Origin of the sequence: Arthrobacter sp. Bi26 (assembly GCF_918697925.1) — a bacterium.
Lineage (GTDB): Bacteria > Actinomycetota > Actinomycetes > Actinomycetales > Micrococcaceae > Arthrobacter.
Genome location: NZ_CAKKMF010000009.1, coordinates 20,622 through 36,774, shown reverse-complemented (window position 1 = coordinate 36,774; position 16,153 = coordinate 20,622). Strand labels below are relative to the sequence as shown.

The 16,153-nt window shown below is 67.6% G+C and carries 15 protein-coding genes; 9 read left to right on the top strand and 6 right to left on the bottom strand.

The window, feature by feature from the left end; translation table 11 throughout:
* Positions 1–29: 29 nt before the first annotated feature.
* Positions 30–968, bottom strand: a complete 939-nt coding sequence (serB, locus tag LQV16_RS03780) for a phosphoserine phosphatase SerB (protein WP_229992606.1) — start codon at positions 966–968, stop codon at positions 30–32.
* A gap of 132 nt (positions 969–1,100) precedes the next feature.
* Here serB and LQV16_RS03775 point away from each other — a divergent pair, with 132 nt between their 5' ends.
* From LQV16_RS03775 to LQV16_RS03765, 3 genes are read left to right on the top strand one after another with little or no spacing between them, the layout of a single operon-like run.
* Positions 1,101–1,886 (top strand): ABC transporter ATP-binding protein, encoded by a 786-nt coding sequence (locus LQV16_RS03775; RefSeq protein WP_229992605.1) that lies wholly within the window; start codon positions 1,101–1,103, stop codon positions 1,884–1,886.
* An 18-nt stretch (positions 1,887–1,904) separates the two neighbouring features.
* Positions 1,905–2,690, top strand: a complete 786-nt coding sequence (locus LQV16_RS03770; protein WP_229992604.1) for a sulfite exporter TauE/SafE family protein — start codon at positions 1,905–1,907, stop codon at positions 2,688–2,690.
* Positions 2,691–2,723: 33 nt separating this feature from the next.
* Positions 2,724–3,539, top strand: a complete 816-nt coding sequence (locus LQV16_RS03765; RefSeq protein ID WP_229992603.1) for an RNA methyltransferase — start codon at positions 2,724–2,726, stop codon at positions 3,537–3,539.
* 358 nt (positions 3,540–3,897) lie between these two features.
* On the opposite strand, the gene LQV16_RS03760 is transcribed toward LQV16_RS03765, so the two are convergent.
* On the bottom strand, positions 3,898–4,056 hold the full coding sequence (locus LQV16_RS03760; RefSeq protein WP_229992602.1) for a hypothetical protein: 159 nt from the start codon (positions 4,054–4,056) through the stop codon (positions 3,898–3,900).
* 1 nt (position 4,057) lies between these two features.
* On the bottom strand, positions 4,058–4,531 hold the full coding sequence (locus tag LQV16_RS03755) for a DUF6325 family protein (RefSeq protein ID WP_229992601.1): 474 nt from the start codon (positions 4,529–4,531) through the stop codon (positions 4,058–4,060).
* 325 nt (positions 4,532–4,856) lie between these two features.
* Here LQV16_RS03755 and LQV16_RS03750 point away from each other — a divergent pair, with 325 nt between their 5' ends.
* Positions 4,857–5,114, top strand: a complete 258-nt coding sequence (locus LQV16_RS03750) for a type B 50S ribosomal protein L31 (protein WP_018772953.1) — start codon at positions 4,857–4,859, stop codon at positions 5,112–5,114.
* A gap of 139 nt (positions 5,115–5,253) precedes the next feature.
* Positions 5,254–6,357 carry a biotin/lipoate A/B protein ligase family protein gene (locus tag LQV16_RS03745; RefSeq protein WP_229992600.1) on the top strand — a complete coding sequence of 368 codons (1,104 nt, stop codon included), beginning with the start codon at positions 5,254–5,256 and terminating at the stop codon, positions 6,355–6,357.
* 117 nt (positions 6,358–6,474) lie between these two features.
* On the opposite strand, the gene pepN is transcribed toward LQV16_RS03745, so the two are convergent.
* Both pepN and LQV16_RS03735 read right to left on the bottom strand, forming a co-directional pair.
* Positions 6,475–9,114 carry an aminopeptidase N gene (gene pepN / locus LQV16_RS03740; RefSeq protein WP_229992599.1) on the bottom strand — a complete coding sequence of 880 codons (2,640 nt, stop codon included), beginning with the start codon at positions 9,112–9,114 and terminating at the stop codon, positions 6,475–6,477.
* Between the two features lie 34 nt (positions 9,115–9,148).
* Positions 9,149–10,159, bottom strand: coding sequence for a putative sulfate exporter family transporter (locus LQV16_RS03735; RefSeq protein WP_229992598.1), 1,011 nt, complete (start codon positions 10,157–10,159; stop codon positions 9,149–9,151).
* Between the two features lie 144 nt (positions 10,160–10,303).
* Here LQV16_RS03735 and LQV16_RS03730 point away from each other — a divergent pair, with 144 nt between their 5' ends.
* The 3 genes from LQV16_RS03730 to LQV16_RS03720 are packed head-to-tail and all read left to right on the top strand — an operon-like array spanning position 10,304 to position 13,666.
* Positions 10,304–11,899, top strand: a complete 1,596-nt coding sequence (locus tag LQV16_RS03730) for a circularly permuted type 2 ATP-grasp protein (protein WP_229992597.1) — start codon at positions 10,304–10,306, stop codon at positions 11,897–11,899.
* The gene (locus LQV16_RS03725; RefSeq protein WP_090577845.1) at positions 11,892–12,818 is read left to right on the top strand and encodes an alpha-E domain-containing protein; all 927 of its coding nucleotides are present in this window, start codon (positions 11,892–11,894) and stop codon (positions 12,816–12,818) included. The genes LQV16_RS03730 and LQV16_RS03725 overlap by 8 nt, the downstream gene beginning before the upstream one ends.
* Positions 12,815–13,666, top strand: a complete 852-nt coding sequence (locus LQV16_RS03720; protein ID WP_229992596.1) for a transglutaminase family protein — start codon at positions 12,815–12,817, stop codon at positions 13,664–13,666. The genes LQV16_RS03725 and LQV16_RS03720 overlap by 4 nt, the downstream gene beginning before the upstream one ends.
* Before the next feature lie 95 nt (positions 13,667–13,761).
* Here the strand turns inward: LQV16_RS03720 and LQV16_RS03715 are convergent, their stop codons facing one another.
* Entirely contained in the window at positions 13,762–14,259 is a 498-nt protein-coding gene (locus LQV16_RS03715; protein WP_229992595.1) for a pyridoxamine 5'-phosphate oxidase family protein, read from the bottom strand.
* A gap of 158 nt (positions 14,260–14,417) precedes the next feature.
* Between LQV16_RS03715 and LQV16_RS03710 the strand changes: the two genes are divergently transcribed.
* Positions 14,418–16,118: a GAF domain-containing sensor histidine kinase gene (locus tag LQV16_RS03710; RefSeq protein ID WP_229992594.1), complete on the top strand. Its 1,701-nt coding sequence runs from the start codon at positions 14,418–14,420 to the stop codon at positions 16,116–16,118.
* Positions 16,119–16,153 lie beyond the last annotated feature (35 nt).

Below are 16,153 nucleotides of genomic sequence, written 5' to 3'. Positions count from 1 at the left end.
CCGCGACGTGCCATCTCGCGGTTAACGCATCAGACCCCCGCGATGTACCGCACGGCGTCGAGATAGGGGAGGTTGACGGCGGCGTCCGCGGCAGCACGTACGGCAGGCTTCGCGTTGAAGGCGATGCCGATCCCGGCGGCGCCCAGCATGTCGAGGTCGTTGGCGCCGTCTCCCACGGCAATGGTGTGTTCCATCGGGATGCCCTCGGCAGCTGCCCACTCGCGCAGGTACTTCTCCTTGGCCGCCCGGTCGATCACGTCGCCGAGCACCTTGCCGGTCAGCGCGCCGTCGACGATTTCGAGTTCATTGGCGATCCAGTAGTGCAGCCCGAGGTCCTCGGCGATCGGCCGGAGGATCTGGTTGAACCCGCCGGACACCACGGCCACGGCATGGCCGGCGGCCTGGAATGCCGCTACGAGCTCGGCGGCGCCCTCGGTCAGCCTGACCTCGGCGCGGACCGACTCGACGACGCTGGCCGGCAGTCCGGCGAGCACAGCCACCCGGGCGTGCAGGCTCTGGGCGAAGTCCAGCTCGCCGCGCATGGCCGCCTCGGTCACTGCCGTCACTTCCTCGCGCTTCCCGGCGTACGCGGCCAGGAGCTCGATCACTTCCTGCTGGATGAGGGTGGAGTCCACGTCCATGATCAGGAACTTCCGCGGCGCGCTGCGCAGTGCCGCGGGAACCAGCGCCGTGTCCACACCGTCGATGCCGGAGTCCGCCAGCGCACGGCGCGGCCCCTCCAGCCGGGCTCCCGAAACCGCGTCGGGGATGGGACTTTCGGCTTTCGGCGCGCCGTCCAGTTCGGCCTCCAGCGCGCAGTCCGCCGCATATACCTCGAAGCGCCCGTCTCCGGCGCGGGTTTCGGCACCGACGCTCAGCCCCGCGGCCGTCAGGAGCGAACGCAGCCGCTCGATCTCGGGAAGGGACAGTTTCAGGCCGTAGCTCACTGCGGTCACGTTCGAACTCATGGCTTCAATCCTAGCGAGCAGGCGTTGGACGGCCCGAATTCGTTGCGCCCGGGCCGGCGCCGCGTGACGCCCCACGGCAGCGCGCGGCGCCGGTTATCAGTCGTCCGCTTTTTTGTCCTAGTGTCTACTCCTATGAGTGATGTTCTTGAAATGGCCGGCGTCAGCGTTGTACGTGGGGCTAAGACGCTCCTGGACAAGGTGGACTGGCAGGTCAAGGAAGGCGAACGCTGGGTGATCCTCGGACCCAACGGCGCCGGCAAGACCACACTCCTCCAGCTGGCCGCGGCCCGGATCCACCCGACATCCGGAATGGCCGGCATCCTCGAGGAAGTCCTCGGCGCAGTCGACGTCTTCGAGCTCCGCCCCAGGATCGGCCTGTCCTCCGCTGCGCTGGCCAGCCAGATCCCCGAGCACGAGAAGGTCCTCAACGTGGTGGTCACCGCCGCCTACGGTGTGACCGGCCGCTGGCGCGAAGGCTATGAGAAGAACGACGAGCGGCGCGCCTTTGGCCTGCTGAACGAGTGGGGGATGGGCCCGCTGCTGAACCGCCCCTTCGCCTCGCTTTCCGAGGGGGAGCGCAAGCGCGTCCAGATCGCCCGTGCCCTCATGACAGATCCTGAGCTCCTGCTCCTGGACGAGCCGGCCGCCGGGCTCGACCTCGGCGGGCGCGAGGACCTGGTCCAGCGCCTGAGCGAACTCGCCCGCGACGACGCCGCCCCCGCGATCGTCCTCGTCACCCACCACCTCGAAGAAGTGCCGCCGGGATTCACGCACGCGATGCTCATGCGCGACGGCGGCGTGGTGGCCTCCGGTCCGCTGCCGGAGGTCCTCACTGCCGAAAACCTGAGCAAAACGTTCGGCCTGCGGCTGGATGTCACCGTCAACGCCGGCCGGTACACCGCGACCGCCAGCCACTGACGGGTCCACTGACCCCGCGTGGAGCTCCTCAATAGCGCCTTCATTTTCTTCGCCGGGCTGTGGGCGGGCACCATCAACAGCGTCGTCGGATCCGGCACCCTCGTCACGTTCCCGGTGCTGATCGCCCTGGGCTATGCCCCCGTCACTGCCTCCATCAGCAACGCCATGGGGCTCGTGGCCGGCAACGCCACCGGCGCCTGGGGCTACCGGAAGGAGCTCGAAGGCCGCGGCCGGCAGCTGCTCCGGCTTCTGCCGGCTTCGCTGCTGGGCGCCGTTACCGGCGCGTACCTGCTGCTCCACCTGCCCGAGACGGTCTTCTACTACGCCGCCCCTGTCCTGATCGTGCTGGCCCTGCTGATGGTCGTCTTCCAGCCGAGGCTGCAGCGGTGGGTGAAGAACCGCGAGGAAAACCCTGAGCACGCCATCCGGGACCGCCGCCACGGTGTCCTGCTTGTGGCGCTTGTGTACCTGGCCGGCGTCTATGGCGGCTACTTTGTCGCGGCGCAGGGCATCCTGCTGGTTGGCATCCTGGGCGTGTTCATGACGGGGACCATCCAGAACGCCAACGCGATGAAGAACTTCCTGGTCCTGGGCGTGAACGTGATCGCCGCTTGCTCCTACCTTTTGTTCGCCTTCGACCGGATCGACTGGGGCGTGGTCGGACTGATCGCCGTGAGCTCACTGATCGGCGGCGTGATCGGCTCCAAGGTGGGGCGCCGGCTCTCCCCGGCGGTCCTGCGCGGGGTCATCTTCGCCCTGGGCCTGGTGGCACTGGGGTTCATGATCGCCAACCTGTTCAAATAGCCCCCACGAATAGCCTCCGGAAATGACCTGCCCGTGACCATGTACTTTCTCGAATCCGCCGACGACCCGCGGGTTTCCGACTACACGCAGCTCACCGACGTGCACCTGCGCAAAGTCCGGGAACCGGCCGAGGGCCTCTACATCGCCGAGTCCTCCCGCGTCCTGCGCCGGGCGCTGGCCGCGGGGCACCGGCCGCGGTCCTTCTTCCTTGCCGAGAAATGGGCCGAGGACCTGGCGGATGTCTTTGAGCGGTACCCGGATGTCCCGGCGTATGTCGGCTCCGCGGCGCTGCTGGAGGAAATCACCGGTTTCCACCTGCACCGCGGCGCCATGGCCGCCATGCACCGGCCCGCCCCGGTGCCGCTGGCAGAACTGCTCGCCGGAGCCCGCCGGGTTGCCGTGCTGGAGGACATCGTCGACCACACAAACGTCGGCGCCATCTTCCGCTCGGCCGCGGCCCTGGGTGTGGACGCCGTCCTGGTCTCGCCACGGTGCGGTGATCCGCTCTACCGCCGCAGCGTGCGGGTCAGCATGGGCACCGTGTTCCAGGTGCCGTGGGCCCGGCTGGAGGACTGGGCGGAAGGCCTGACCTCGCTGCAGGAGCAAGGCTTCACCGTGGCCGCCATGGAGCTCACGGACGACGCGGTGGATCTCGACGTGCTCGCGGCCCGCCGCCCGGAGCGGCTGGCCCTGGTGCTGGGCACGGAAGGCGCGGGCATGAGCGCAGCGACCCTGGCCGCCGTCGACCTCGCCGTGAAGATCCCCATGCGCCCGGGCGTCGATTCGCTCAACGTCGCCGCTGCGTCGGCGGTAGCGTTCTGGGAGCTCCGTCCGAAGGACTCCCAATGATGCCGTCAACGGATTTTGGCGGTGCCGCTCTCGTTCTCCCGGCCACGCGGCCGGGAGAACTTGGGAGCTTTTAGTCCTTCTTGCCCGGGTAAGGCCCCCAGTCCTGCTCGGGCAGTTCGGCAGCTGCGGCGGGGAGGCTGTCCAGGCCGTCGGACTGGCCCGGGTTCCCGTGGAAGAACACTCCGGCGTTGACCGCTTCGAAGCTGGCGTCCTGTCATCGTCGGGAAGACCCGGAGAAGTGGCCGGTTCGGAATGCCTCGCGGCTTCCGCCTGCTGGGGGAAGTGCGTCAGGTGGGGGTGCGCATGACCCCAGAAGGGTCATGCGCACCCGCGTGTGCCGGGAGCCGGCTCTGTGGTGTCAGTCGCGCCGGTCCTCCCGCCGGTCGCCGCGGTCGTCCTGGCGGTCGTCCCGCCGGTCCTCACGGCGGTCGCCGCGACGGTTTATCCCGTGGGCGACGACAACGGCCCCGCCAACGGCGGCGGCGGTCCTGCGCCTGCGTCGTGCTGCCAGTGGCATGTCAGGCTCCTTCCTTTGCTTCTTCCGATGACTGGGCTTCGGCGTCGGCCTCGAAGGCGGCGATGACGGCCTGGGTCGGGATCCGGCCGCTGGCCACGAGTTGGCCGCCGGCCTTGCGGATGGCCGCGCCGAAAGGGGCCGCCCACTGGTTTTCCCAGACCAGCACCGCGGCGGAGTGGCCGGGCTCGATCGTCTCGGCCAGGTCCATGACGTCCTGCTCAGAGAGCACCATGGCCAGGTCGGCCTCGGCCATGCGCACCTCGCCGAGCTCGCTCGGGTCGAGGTCGGAGATTTCGGCCGTCTCGAGCGTGCCATCGTCGGTTTTTCTCAGGAACACCATGTCGAGCACCCTGATGAGGTCGCGCTTTACCAGGTCCTCCAGGAACGGGGCGAGCTGACCCTTACCGAAGTCGGGCCCGGGGAACTCCACGACGAGCCAGTCCACCGGCCCTAGTTCATCCAGTGTCTCAGCCATACTGATGACCTCCGTTTCTCAATCGGGTACAGGCAATCCGACGGACAGCCGCAGTTCTATCCTGTGCCCGGGTGGGGTGCGGCGCCTCACCCGCGCCGGGTGAGCTCACGCATCAGCCCCGAGCATGGCCTGGATGTGGGGTGTGCTGGGATTTCGCGTGACTGAGGCCAAGCACTGCTGCGCCGCGCTGACGTGCACCGATGGTGTTCGTCAGTGGTCCGGCTATCGGCTATGCTTGATAGCTGGCCGTCCGGTGATTTCCGCCGGCCATCCCATTCATACCTGGCAACTGGCAAAATCCAGTTGTGCGAACAAAGGTCCAATTATGAAGTCTAATACCCACCCGAAGTACGAAGCTGTTGTTTTCAACGACCTGGCTTCCGGCGTCAAGTTCCTGACCAAGTCCACCGTGTCTTCTTCGAAGACCATCGAGTGGGAAGACGGCAACACCTACCCGGTCATCGACGTCGAAATCTCCTCTGAGTCGCACCCGTTCTACACGGGCAAGCAGCGCATCATGGACTCCGCAGGCCGCGTCGAGCGCTTCAACGCTCGCTTCAAGGGCTTCGGCGGCAAGAAGTAAGCTTCTTCTCCAAGGTCTGATGGAAAGCCCGCACCGGCAACGGTGCGGGCTTTCTGCGTCTCTGCCGGTGTTCCGGTTTCGCGTTTTCGTGGTTTCGCAGTTTCCCGGATTCCCGGCTTCATGGGGCAGGATGGATGTCATGACATCCCATCCCGTGGGCACCGCTCCCAGCACTGACGAGGACGCCGGCCGTCACCACGGCGAGTACAAGGTCCCGGGTGGCAAACTCGTGGTGGCCGATTTCGACGTCGTGGACGGCGCACTGGCCCACGTCTCGGTGAGCGGGGACTTCTTCCTGGAACCCGACGAGGCTCTGCCGGAGATCAACCGGGCGATCACCGGGCTGCCCGTCGACACCAGCGCCGCCGACATCGCGGACGCCGTGACGGCGGCCCTGCCCGAAGGCACCGTGCTGTTCGGCTTCTCCGCCGACGCCGTCGCGGTCACCGTCCGCCGCGCCCTGGCGAAGGCGACGGGCTGGGCGGACCACCACTGGAACATCATCGCCCCGTCCGTCCTGCCCACCCACGTCAACGTCGCCCTGGACGAGGTCCTGACCGAGGAAGTCGGCGCCGGGCGGCGCAACCCCACCCTGCGGTTCTGGGACTGGGAGGAGCCGTCAGTGGTGATCGGCAGCTTCCAGTCCGTCCGCAATGAACTCCACCCCGAGGGGGTGGCCCGGCACGGCATCAGCGTGGTCCGGCGGATCAGCGGCGGGGGAGCGATGTTCATGGAGGCCGGGAACTGCATCACGTACTCGCTCTACCTGCCGCAGACCCTCGTGGACGGCATCAGCTTCGCGGACTCTTACCGTTTCCTGGACGCCTGGGTGATGGCGGCCCTGGAAAAAGTCGGCATCAGCGCCTTCTACGTGCCGCTCAACGACATCGCCACGGAGCACGGCAAGATCGGCGGGGCCGCGCAGAAGCGGCTCGCCAACGGAGGGATGCTCCACCACGTCACCATGAGCTACGACATCGACGCCGAGAAGATGGTGGAGGTGCTGCGGATCGGCAAGGAGAAACTGTCCGACAAGGGCACCAGGAGCGCCAAGAAACGCGTGGATCCGCTCCGCCGCCAGACCGGCATGGCCCGGGCCGAGATCGTCGCAGCCATGATGGACGTCTTCGCCGAACGCTACGACGCGACACCGTCGGTACTCACCGACGCCGAGCTTGAGGCCGCCCGCCGCCGCGTGGGGGCCAAGTTCGGCACCGCGGAGTGGCTGCACCGGGTTCCCTAAAGAACCCGCTCCTTAAACACCATCGATTGCTCCCCACCGGCCCCCTCGCCTCGCAAGCTCGGCCAGGGCACCCTGCCGGCGTGGGCCCAGCTGCGTTTTCAGCCGTCAAAAGGGCGGTTACGGAGCAGTCGATGGTGCTATGGCCGGTGCCGTCAGCGCCTGCGCCTTGAGGGAACGGTGCAGGTGGCTGCGCTGTTCGATGATGATCCGGCGCAGGGCGCGCGGCGCGTCGGGGTGGGCGGCCAGCCAGTGGTCGGTGCGGACAATCACGGCATGGGTCTCGGGCGTCCCGCCGTGCCCGTCGAGATCCTGACCTGCGGGATAGAGGCCGCGGACAATCCGGCTGGCGATCTCAATGCTCCGGTCCGCCCAGACCTGCTCGAGGGACTCGAAGTACGGGTCAATGAACCCGGCCAGCAGCGAGGCCGCGCCGGTATTGAACCCGGAAATGGTGGCGCTCAGGAGCTGGTTGGACAGCCCCGTGCCGTGGACGGCGGCCTCCCAGGCTGCCGCCTTGACGGACGCCTCGGGGCGGGCGGCCAGGGCCGTGGCGTGCCCGGACTTCCCTGCCGCCGTGTTGTCCCGGGCGAGCTCCTGGTCCAGCTGCTCCTGTGAGGCCTGGCCGTTGGCGGCCAAGCCATGCCAGAGATTCCAGCGCAGTTCGGCGTCAACAGCGAGACCGTCGATCACGGTGCTGGCGTCCAGGATGCCCCGGAGCAGGTCGAGCCGGCCGGCGTCGTAGCGGCTGGTCGCGGCGAGGGTTCTGGCCCAGGCCAGTTGCTGGTCGGAGCCCGGTGCCGCCGCCTGCAGCTGTTCCGCGGCGGTGGTCAGGAAGCCGCGGCGCGCGGCGTCCCGCTGGCCCCGGGGTACGTAGCGTTCGATCGCCGTCGAGGCGTTGCCCAGCACGTTGAGCAGGACCCCGATTCCCGGTTCGGCGGGGCCGAAGCGCTGGACGGCGTCGACGTAGAGGGCGGCCGGTGTAACGGCATCACGGGCCGAATCCCACAGCGCCGTCCAGCAGAGCGCCCGCGCCATGGGGTCCGTCAGCTTGTCCAGGGAGCCGCGCACAGTGGCCTCGGAGTGCCGGTCAAGCCGGACCTTGGCGTAGCTGAGGTCCTCGTCGTTGACCAGCAGCAGAGCGGGCCGGGGTTTGCCGGCCAGGTCGGTCACGTCGGTCCGGGCGCCGCTGACATCGGTCTCGACGCTGTCCGTGCGGACCAGTGCGCCGGCGTCGTCAAAGTCGTAGAGCCCGATCCGGAGCCGGTGCGGCCGGGGCTCCTGCCTGCCGGTGGCGGGATCAACGGCGTCCTGCAGGACGGCGACGGAACTGAGCGCGTCCCCGTGCTCGGTGATCTCGCTGGAGAGGGTTGAGATGCCGGAGGTCTGGAGCCATTGGCGGGCCCATTCGCCGAGGTCGCGTCCGGACGCCGCGCTCAGTGCCGCCAGCAGCTCGGCGAGGGTGGTGTTGCCGTAGGCGTGGTCCCGGAAGTACTGGCGGGACCCGGCAATGAAGGCCTCGAACCCGACGTAGGCCACGAGTTGCTTGAGCACCGAGGCGCCCTTGGCGTACGTGATGCCGTCGAAGTTCTGTTTCGCGGCCTCCAGGTCCGGGATGTCGGCAACGATGGGGTGCGTGGTGGGCAGCTGGTCCTGGACGTAGGCCCACGACTTGCGGTTGTTGGCAAAGTTCACCCAGGCCGTGTCCCAGTCCGTACTCCGGTCCACGCCGAGGGTGCCCATGTAGTCGGCGAAGGATTCCTTGAGCCACAAATCATCCCACCACTTCATGGTCACGAGATCGCCGAACCACATATGCGCCATCTCGTGCAGGAGCGTGTTGGCACGGGCCTGGTACTGCGAATCGGCGGCCCGGGAAGTGAAGACGTAGCTTTCGGTGAACGTCACCAGGCCGGGGTTTTCCATGGCGCCGAGGTTGTACTCGGGCACGAAGGCCTGTTCGTATTTGCCCCACGGGTAGGGGAAATCAAAGAGCTCGTTGAAGAAAGTCAGCCCGTTCTTGGTGAGGCGGAACAGGGCATCGGCGTCGAAGGACGCGGCCATGGAGGCGCGGCAGTAGAGCGCCAGCGGCACCTCCAGGACCGTGCCGTCGGCGAGTGTGCCGCTCCAGGCGTCCTCGGCCCTGAAGTACGGTCCGGCCAGGACAGTGGTGATGTAGGTGGACATCGCCTTGGTGGGGGCGAAGTCCCAGCGGCTCGTGGCGGGATCGGAAGTTAGTTGGGTGCGCAGCACCTCGGCGCCGTTGGAGGACACCTGCCACTCGGAGGGGGCCATGACGTGGAAGGTGAACTCGGCCTTCAGGTCGGGTTGCTCGAAGTTGGCGAACACGCGGCGGGCGTCGGCGGGTTCGTATTGCGTGTACAGGTAGCACTGGCCGTCGGCTGGGTCGACGAAGCGGTGCATGCCCTCACCGGAAGTGCTGTAGAGCGCTGTCCCGGTGATGGTGACCTGGTTCTCCGGCTGCAGGTTCTCGAGCCGGATCCGGGAACCGTCCACGACGTCGGCGACGGCGAGGCCCTTGCCGTTGAGGAAGACGCTGTGCACGCTGTCCGCGATGAAGTCCACGAAGGTCGATGCCCCGGGTTCGCTGGCCGAGAAGGAGATGACGCTGCGGCTTGTGTAGCCGGCGACGTTCGGGTCGGCTGCCTGCCGGACGTCGAGGGAGACGTCGTAGCTGTGCGTGGTAATGAGAGCGGCACGGACCGCGGCCTCGTCGCGGCTCAAGTTCTGGTTTGACACCCAGCTATCTAATCACGGGAGCGTGTGCGCCGGATCACGCCGGCGGGAACATCAGGTACGCGGCCGCCAGGCCCAGCAGGGCGATCAGCAGCCAGGACGCCAGCGCGGCCAGCAGCGCGCGTGCGCCGGTGTGCACCAGCTGCCCCACGCGGACGGCGGAGCCCAGCCCGAATAGCGCCATGCCCAGCAGCGCGTCCTGGAGGGCGGCGGCCCCGTCCAGCACTGCGGGGGAGAGCCACCCGGTGGTGCGCAGGCCCGCCAGGGCCACGAATCCGATGACGAACAGCGGGATCACCGGCGGACGCGTGGCGCCGTCGTCGGCGGTGCCCAGCCGGTGGTGGAACCCCGCGGCGGCGACCATCGGGGCCAGCAGGATCACCCGGGTGAGTTTGACGACGACGGCGACCGCCAGCGCCGCGGCGCCCGCGGTCTGGGCGGTGGCGACCACCTGCCCGACGTCGTGCACCGAGGCGCCGGTCCACGCCCCGAAGAGCTCCGGGCCGAGTCCCAGCGGCCGCGCGAGCAACGGCAGCACCCCGATTGCCAGCGTTCCACACAGGGTCACGAGCGCCACGGGCAGCACGGTGTCCTCCTGCCGGATTCTGCGCACGGCGGCCATCGCCCCGATCGCGGACGCTCCGCAGATGGCGAAACCGGTGGCCACCAGCAGCGATACCCGGGGAGGAAGCCGGAAGAGCCTGCTGATCCCGTATGTGCCAGCGAAGGCAGCCAGCACCACGGCCGTCACGAGCAGCAGCGCAGCCCAGCCCAGGCCCAGCACATCGCCGAGGCTGACTTTCAGGCCCAGCACCACGATCCCGGCCCGCATCAGGTGTTTGCCGGCGAAGTCGAGCCCGGGACGCGCCGGCCCGGCGGTCCACCCCGCCACGCCGGGCAGGTTCGCGGCCAAGAGCCCGAGGAGCACGGCCAGGGTCATCGCCGGCAGCGCCGGAAGCAGCAGATGGACGGCGACGGCGACGGCAACGGCGGCCGCGGCGCCGATCAGGCCTGGCGCGGCCGCGGCAGCGGATCTCTTGGGGGGCACGCCCCTACATTGCCGTACCCGGCCGGAAAAGCCGTAACCGCGGCCATCCCGGCAAGCGGGCCCGCGCCTGAGGACCGCGCTCCGCGGGCCGCCGCGCGGGCCGCCGAAATGATTTCGTAACGAAAAAGTGGTTGGCTAGTGACCATGTCTGACCTATTCCAGGATTACTCCGAGGCCGCCGGCCGAACCGGCGCCTACGACGAGATGTTTGCCCCCGGCCAGCAGGCCCGGAAGTCCTACGGGCAGGTGGCCGTGGCCCTGCGTGAACTTTCGTTGGCTGACGTCAGCGCCCGTGCCGATTCCATGGCGCGGACCTTCCTGGACCGCGGCGTGACGTTCGACTTCGCAGGTGAAGAGCGGCCGTTCCCGCTGGACATCGTCCCCCGGGTGATCCCCGCCGATGAGTGGAGCGTCCTGGAACGCGGTGTGGCCCAGCGGGTCCGCGCCCTGGAAGCCTTCCTTAACGACGTCTACGACAAAATGACGGTGGTGTCCGACGGCGTCATCCCGCGCCAGCTCGTCACCACCAGCGCGCACTTCCACCGCCAGGTGCACGGCTTCGAACCGGCCGGCGGCGTCCGCGTCCACATTTCCGGTATCGACGTCGTCCGCGACGCCGCGGGCACCTTCCGCGTCCTGGAGGACAACGTGCGTGTGCCCTCGGGCGTCAGCTACGTCCTCGAGAACCGCAGGGCCATGGCCAAGGGCCTGCCCGAGGCCTTCGGCCAGCAGCTCATCCGCCCGGTCGAGGAGTACCCCCGCCGGCTCCTGTCCGCCCTGCGGAAGACGGCGCCCTCCGGCGTCGACGATCCCACCGTGGTGGTCCTGACCCCCGGCGTGTTCAACAGCGCCTACTTTGAGCACACCCTGCTCGCCGGCCTGATGGGTGTCGAACTCGTCGAGGGCCGCGACCTCATCTGCCGCGGCAACCGGGTCTACATGCGCACCACGGCCGGCGAGCAGCGGGTGGACGTGATCTACAAACGGATCGACGACGAATTCCTGGACCCGCTGCAGTTCCGCGCCGACTCCATGCTCGGCTGCCCCGGCCTGGTCAACGCCGCCCGCGCCGGCGGCGTCACGATCGCCAACGCCGTGGGCAACGGCGTCGCCGATGACAAGCTGGTCTACAGCTATGTGCCCGACCTCATCCGCTACTACCTGAGCGAAGAGCCCCTGATCGCCAACGTGGACACGTTCCGGCTGGAAGAGAAAGAGGCCCGGGAGCACGTCCTGGACCGCCTCGACGAGCTCGTGGTCAAGCCCGTGGACGGCTCGGGCGGCAAGGGCCTGGTGATCGGCCCGGACGCCTCCAGGGACGAACTCGATGCCCTGCGCAAGCGGATCATCGCCGACCCCCGCGGCTGGATCGCCCAGCCGGTGCTGCAGCTGTCCACCGTGCCCACGCTCAGCGGCGACAAGTTCGGCCCCCGGCACGTGGACCTGCGCCCCTTCGCCGTCAACGACGGCGAGGACGTCTGGGTTCTCCCCGGCGGACTGACCCGCGTGGCGCTCAAGGAGGGCTCGCTGATCGTCAATTCCAGCCAGGGCGGCGGCTCCAAGGACACCTGGGTCCTGGCGGATTCCCCGCAGGTCCCCGTCGAAGTGATCCCGCGGCCCAGCATCGCAATCCGCGAGCGGGTTTCGGTCTGGCCGGTGGAGAGCAGCTGGCGCGACAGCCAGAAAGAACAGCAGCAGCAGCAGATTTCTGACGCGCAGGAGGTACCCGCGAATGCTTAGCCGTATTGCCGAGTCACTTTTTTGGATCGGCCGCTACGTGGAACGGGCCGACGGCACGGCCCGGATCCTCGACGTCCACCTCGAGCGGCTCAACCATCTGCCCATGGAGGAACAGCGCAGCGTCGCGCAGGAACTCCTCGCCGTCATGGGGGCCCGTGCGCAGAATGAGGATTTCGGCCTGCCGGAACTGCTCAATGCCCTCGCCTACGACAAGCAGAGTGCCACGTCCATTGCCGGCTCCCTCGGCGCGGCCCGGGAAAACGCCCGCCGCGCCCGCGAGACCGTTTCCTCCGGGCTCTGGGAAAGCCTGAACACGACCTACTACGGGCTGAACCAGCACCGCAAGGACGTGGTGGGTACCTACCGCTTCTGCAACTGGGTCCTGGAACGCACGGCCATGGTCAGCGGCCTGGCCGACACCACCGTCAGCCACGATGAGAGCTGGCAGTTCCTGGTCCTGGGCCGGTCCCTGGAGCGGGCCGACATGACCGCGCGCATGCTGTCCACACGCGATGTCCTCTCGGCCGGCATGTCGTGGGTGAACATGCTCCGCTGCGCCGGCGCGTACGAATCCTTCCTGCGGACCCGCCGGGCGGCGTTCGGGGACCAGCACGCGGCCGAATTCCTGCTCCTGGACAGGCTGTTCCCGCGGTCCATCGTCTACGCCCTGCGGGACGCCGACGAGTGCCTGGCGAAACTGGACCCCTCGGCCCAGCGCGTCGGCTTCATTAACGACGCCCGCCGGATTGTCGGCCAGGCCCGCACTTTCCTGGAGTTCCACCGCACCGATGACCTCATGTCGGAGCTGCCGGAGCACATGGAGCGTGTGCAAAAAGCGGTTTCGCAGGCCTCGGACGCCATTTCCCGTAAGTACTTCAATCAGGCAGACGAACTGGCCTGGGTGGGAGAAGTTTCATGACCCGGCTGAACATCGTCCACAAGACGGCGTACAAGTACAACAAACGCGTCACGCTGTCCTACAACGAGGCCCGGATGACCCCGCTGACGGACCCGCAGCAGGTGGTCCTGGAGTCCTCCATGAAGGTGTCGCCCTCGCAGGCGGCCATGAGCAGCTACCGCGACTACTGGGGCACGCGCGTGACGGCTTTCGACATGCAGATGCCGCACGAGCACCTCGAAGTCCTGTCCACCACCACCGTTGAGGTGCACCGGGTCGAGAAGATCGCAGCCGAGGCCGACATCGTGGGATGGGACGTCCTGGCCGCACCGGAGACGCTCAACCAGTTCAGTGACTGGGTTCCCCAGTCCCAGCTGACGAATCCCGGCTCTGAAGTGCTCGCCATCATCCCCGGAGTTGTGGAGGGAAAAACGCCGCACGAGGCGGCCATGGCAGTCTTTGCCTGGATGCGCGGCGAAATGACCTATATGAAGGGCTCCACCGGCGTGACCACCAACGCCGAGCAAGCCTGGAACCAGCGGCAGGGCGTCTGCCAGGACCTGGCACACCTCGCCATCGGCTCCCTGCGCAGTTGCGGTATCCCGGCCCGCTATGTGTCCGGCTACCTTCACCCCCGCTCGACGGCGGATCTCGGCGAGACAGTTGCCGGCCAATCCCATGCGTGGCTCGAGTGGTGGGACGGCGAATGGCGGAGCTGGGACCCGACCAACCACAAGCCGGCGGGGGACTTCCACGTCACTGTCGCCCGGGGCCGCGACTACCGCGACGTGCCGCCGCTCAAGGGCATCCTGTCCGGCGGCGGGGGATCGGCCCTCACCGTCAGCGTGGAGATCACCCGCCTGGCCTAAACCGTTGCGCCGCTCCACGTTGCGCTATCAGATCGGGCTGCCCTGAGGCCCTCAAAGCAGCCCGATCTGATAGAGCATGCGGTGCTTTGGGGGAGTTATTCGAGGCCGGAGCGGGTGGAGTCGTCCAACGGCGTCCACCACGTCTGCGGCGGTACCACCTTGAAGCGCCGGCCTGTGACGGTGTCCGCCGTGATCCGGACGAAGTGTTCCTTTTGTCCGGCCTGCCACGGGAACAGCAGCAGGCCCACCGTGTCCATGACTTCCTGGGGGTTCTGCACCGGCGCGGCCTGGCCTTTGACGACAACGCTCCAGGCGACGCCGGTGTCCGCGTTCACGCCGTCCGCTTCCAACGCCACCGGAGTGTCTCCGGTGGCCGCCTGCAGCTTGGTGCCCTCGGCGGTCCGGAAGACCAGGGTACCGTGGTCCACTTTGTAGTTGATGGGGAAGATGTCGGGGTGATCGTCCACCCAGACCGCAAGCCTGCCGACCGAGACGCTGCGCAATAATTGCCAGCATTCGTGAGTGGCCAGGTTTTCGACGGTGTGGGCCTTGTCCTTTGACTCGTGACTGCCCGGGCTCGACTCAGTACTCATGCCGGCGAGCGTACGCTGCCGGGGCTGGGGACGGCTAGGGCATATGGTCCCAGACGTCGGTTAAAACTGTGAATTCTGAGGCATTCCTGAGTTCTTCGCGGTATTCTGGCATAGGGCCGTCAGCGTCGACACGGGCCGGAGCGAGTGGGGGCAAAGATATGCAATCAACGGGTGAGGGTTCTGGCCATGCCGTATCCGAGCCAAATCCCGTGGTTGAGGAACTGCTGAAGGGGTTCGGCGCCCGGGCAGAAGAGCTGCTCCAATCCAAGGAACGCATGGCGGGGCTGCTGGAAGCGGTTGTCGCCCTGGCCGAGGACCTGAGCCTGGATGCCGTGCTGGAACGCGTGGTCGAATCGGCCTGCCGGTTGTTGCATGCACGCTTTGGTGCCCTGGGAGTCATCGGTGATGACCACGCGCTGAGCCACTTCATCACCGTGGGCATCGATGGCGAATTGTCGCGGCGGATCGGTCCGCTGCCCACCGGTCACGGCGTCCTTGGCCTCCTGATTACAGACCCCCGGCCGCTTCGGCTGCATGATCTGAGCAAGCACCTTGAAGCCTACGGGTTCCCAGCCCACCACCCTCCCATGCAGTCTTTCTTGGGGGTCCCGGTCCGTGTCCGGGAGGTCGTATTCGGAAACCTCTACCTCACGGAAAAGGAAGGCGGGGGCGACTTCACCGCCGAAGACGAAGCCTTGGCCGTCGCATTGGCGGCAGCCGCCGGCGTCGCCATTGAGAATGCCAGGCTCTATGACGACTCCCGCCGCCGGGCCCGCTGGCTGGAAGCCTGCATGGACGTCTCCGGGCTGATGCTGAGCACGGACCGCGACTACACCTCAGGCGGCCTGGACCCGATTGCCGGCCGCGCGCTCCAGGAGTCCGCGTCCGATCTCGCCCTGTTGGTGGCTCCCGCAGCCAACGGCGTTGACCACGTGGTGATCGGCGTTGCCGGTGGGCGCGGCGCGGCGTTTTCGGGAAAGTCATTGCATCTGGAATCAGGGCTCCTGGATAGTGTCCTTGAAGGCGGCGAGCCGGTGCTGTTCGACGACGCGTCGGAAGTGGTCGGGGAGGTCGACGCCGGAGTCACCGGTCCGCTGCTGGCGGTGGCACTGAGCACCCAAGGCGCCCACCATGGTCTCCTGCTGCTGGCACGGAACAAGGATTCGGTCCGCTACGCCCGGACGGACATCGAGATGGGGGCCGTCTTCGGCTCCCACGTTGCCCTCGCCTTGGAACTGTCCCGGGTGCACCGGCTGCGCGAAGAGCTCCTGGTCTTCACGGACCGCGACAGGATTGCCCGGGACCTGCACGACCTCGTCATCCAGCGGCTGTTCGCCGCCGGGCTGAGCGTGCAGAGCCTGACCCGGTTCACCAAGGACGAACTGGCGTGGGAGCGCATCCGTACCATCACAGGTGAACTCGACGAGGCGATCCGCAGCCTGCGCGACACCATCTACTCACTGAAGAGCAATATCGGCGATGCCGAATTGCTGAGCGGACGGATCCGTCGGGTCACGCGAAGTTCGGCGAAATCCATGCCCTTTGCACCGCGCCTGACCATCACAGGACCCGTGGATGCCGTGACTCCGGACAAGGCCGACAACGTCGTGGCTGTGGTTTCCGAAGGGCTCAGCAACGCCATCCGGCACTCCGGGGCTGATACCATCTCGGTCTCGGTGGCGGTCGTCAAGGGCCGCGTGACGGTGGTAATCAGCGACAACGGCGCCGGATTCGCCCAACCCGGAAAACGCAACGGGCTGAGCAATCTCGAGGACCGGGCACGCATGCTGGACGGCGAATGCACCATTACGAGCGCGCCCGACGCCGGCACCAGCCTGGAGTGGTCCGTGCCCCTCTAGCCCGGTGTCCCTCTAGCCGGCGCGCAGGGAGGCTC

Bases quoted from the DNA above. Each gene is read 5' to 3' on its own strand.
- LQV16_RS03750 (WP_018772953.1), top strand. From the start codon at position 4,857: ATGAAGTCTAATACCCACCCGAAGTACGAAGCTGTTGTTTTCAACGAC.
- LQV16_RS03710 (WP_229992594.1), top strand. From the start codon at position 14,418: ATGCAATCAACGGGTGAGGGTTCTGGCCATGCCGTATCCGAGCCAAAT.
- LQV16_RS03760 (WP_229992602.1), bottom strand. From the start codon at position 4,056: ATGCCACTGGCAGCACGACGCAGGCGCAGGACCGCCGCCGCCGTTGGC.
- serB (WP_229992606.1), bottom strand. From the start codon at position 968: ATGAGTTCGAACGTGACCGCAGTGAGCTACGGCCTGAAACTGTCCCTT.
- LQV16_RS03745 (WP_229992600.1), top strand. From the start codon at position 5,254: ATGACATCCCATCCCGTGGGCACCGCTCCCAGCACTGACGAGGACGCC.
- LQV16_RS03730 (WP_229992597.1), top strand. From the start codon at position 10,304: ATGTCTGACCTATTCCAGGATTACTCCGAGGCCGCCGGCCGAACCGGC.
- LQV16_RS03715 (WP_229992595.1), bottom strand. From the start codon at position 14,259: ATGAGTACTGAGTCGAGCCCGGGCAGTCACGAGTCAAAGGACAAGGCC.
- LQV16_RS03755 (WP_229992601.1), bottom strand. From the start codon at position 4,531: ATGGCTGAGACACTGGATGAACTAGGGCCGGTGGACTGGCTCGTCGTG.
- LQV16_RS03720 (WP_229992596.1), top strand. From the start codon at position 12,815: ATGACCCGGCTGAACATCGTCCACAAGACGGCGTACAAGTACAACAAA.
- LQV16_RS03775 (WP_229992605.1), top strand. From the start codon at position 1,101: ATGAGTGATGTTCTTGAAATGGCCGGCGTCAGCGTTGTACGTGGGGCT.
- LQV16_RS03725 (WP_090577845.1), top strand. From the start codon at position 11,892: ATGCTTAGCCGTATTGCCGAGTCACTTTTTTGGATCGGCCGCTACGTG.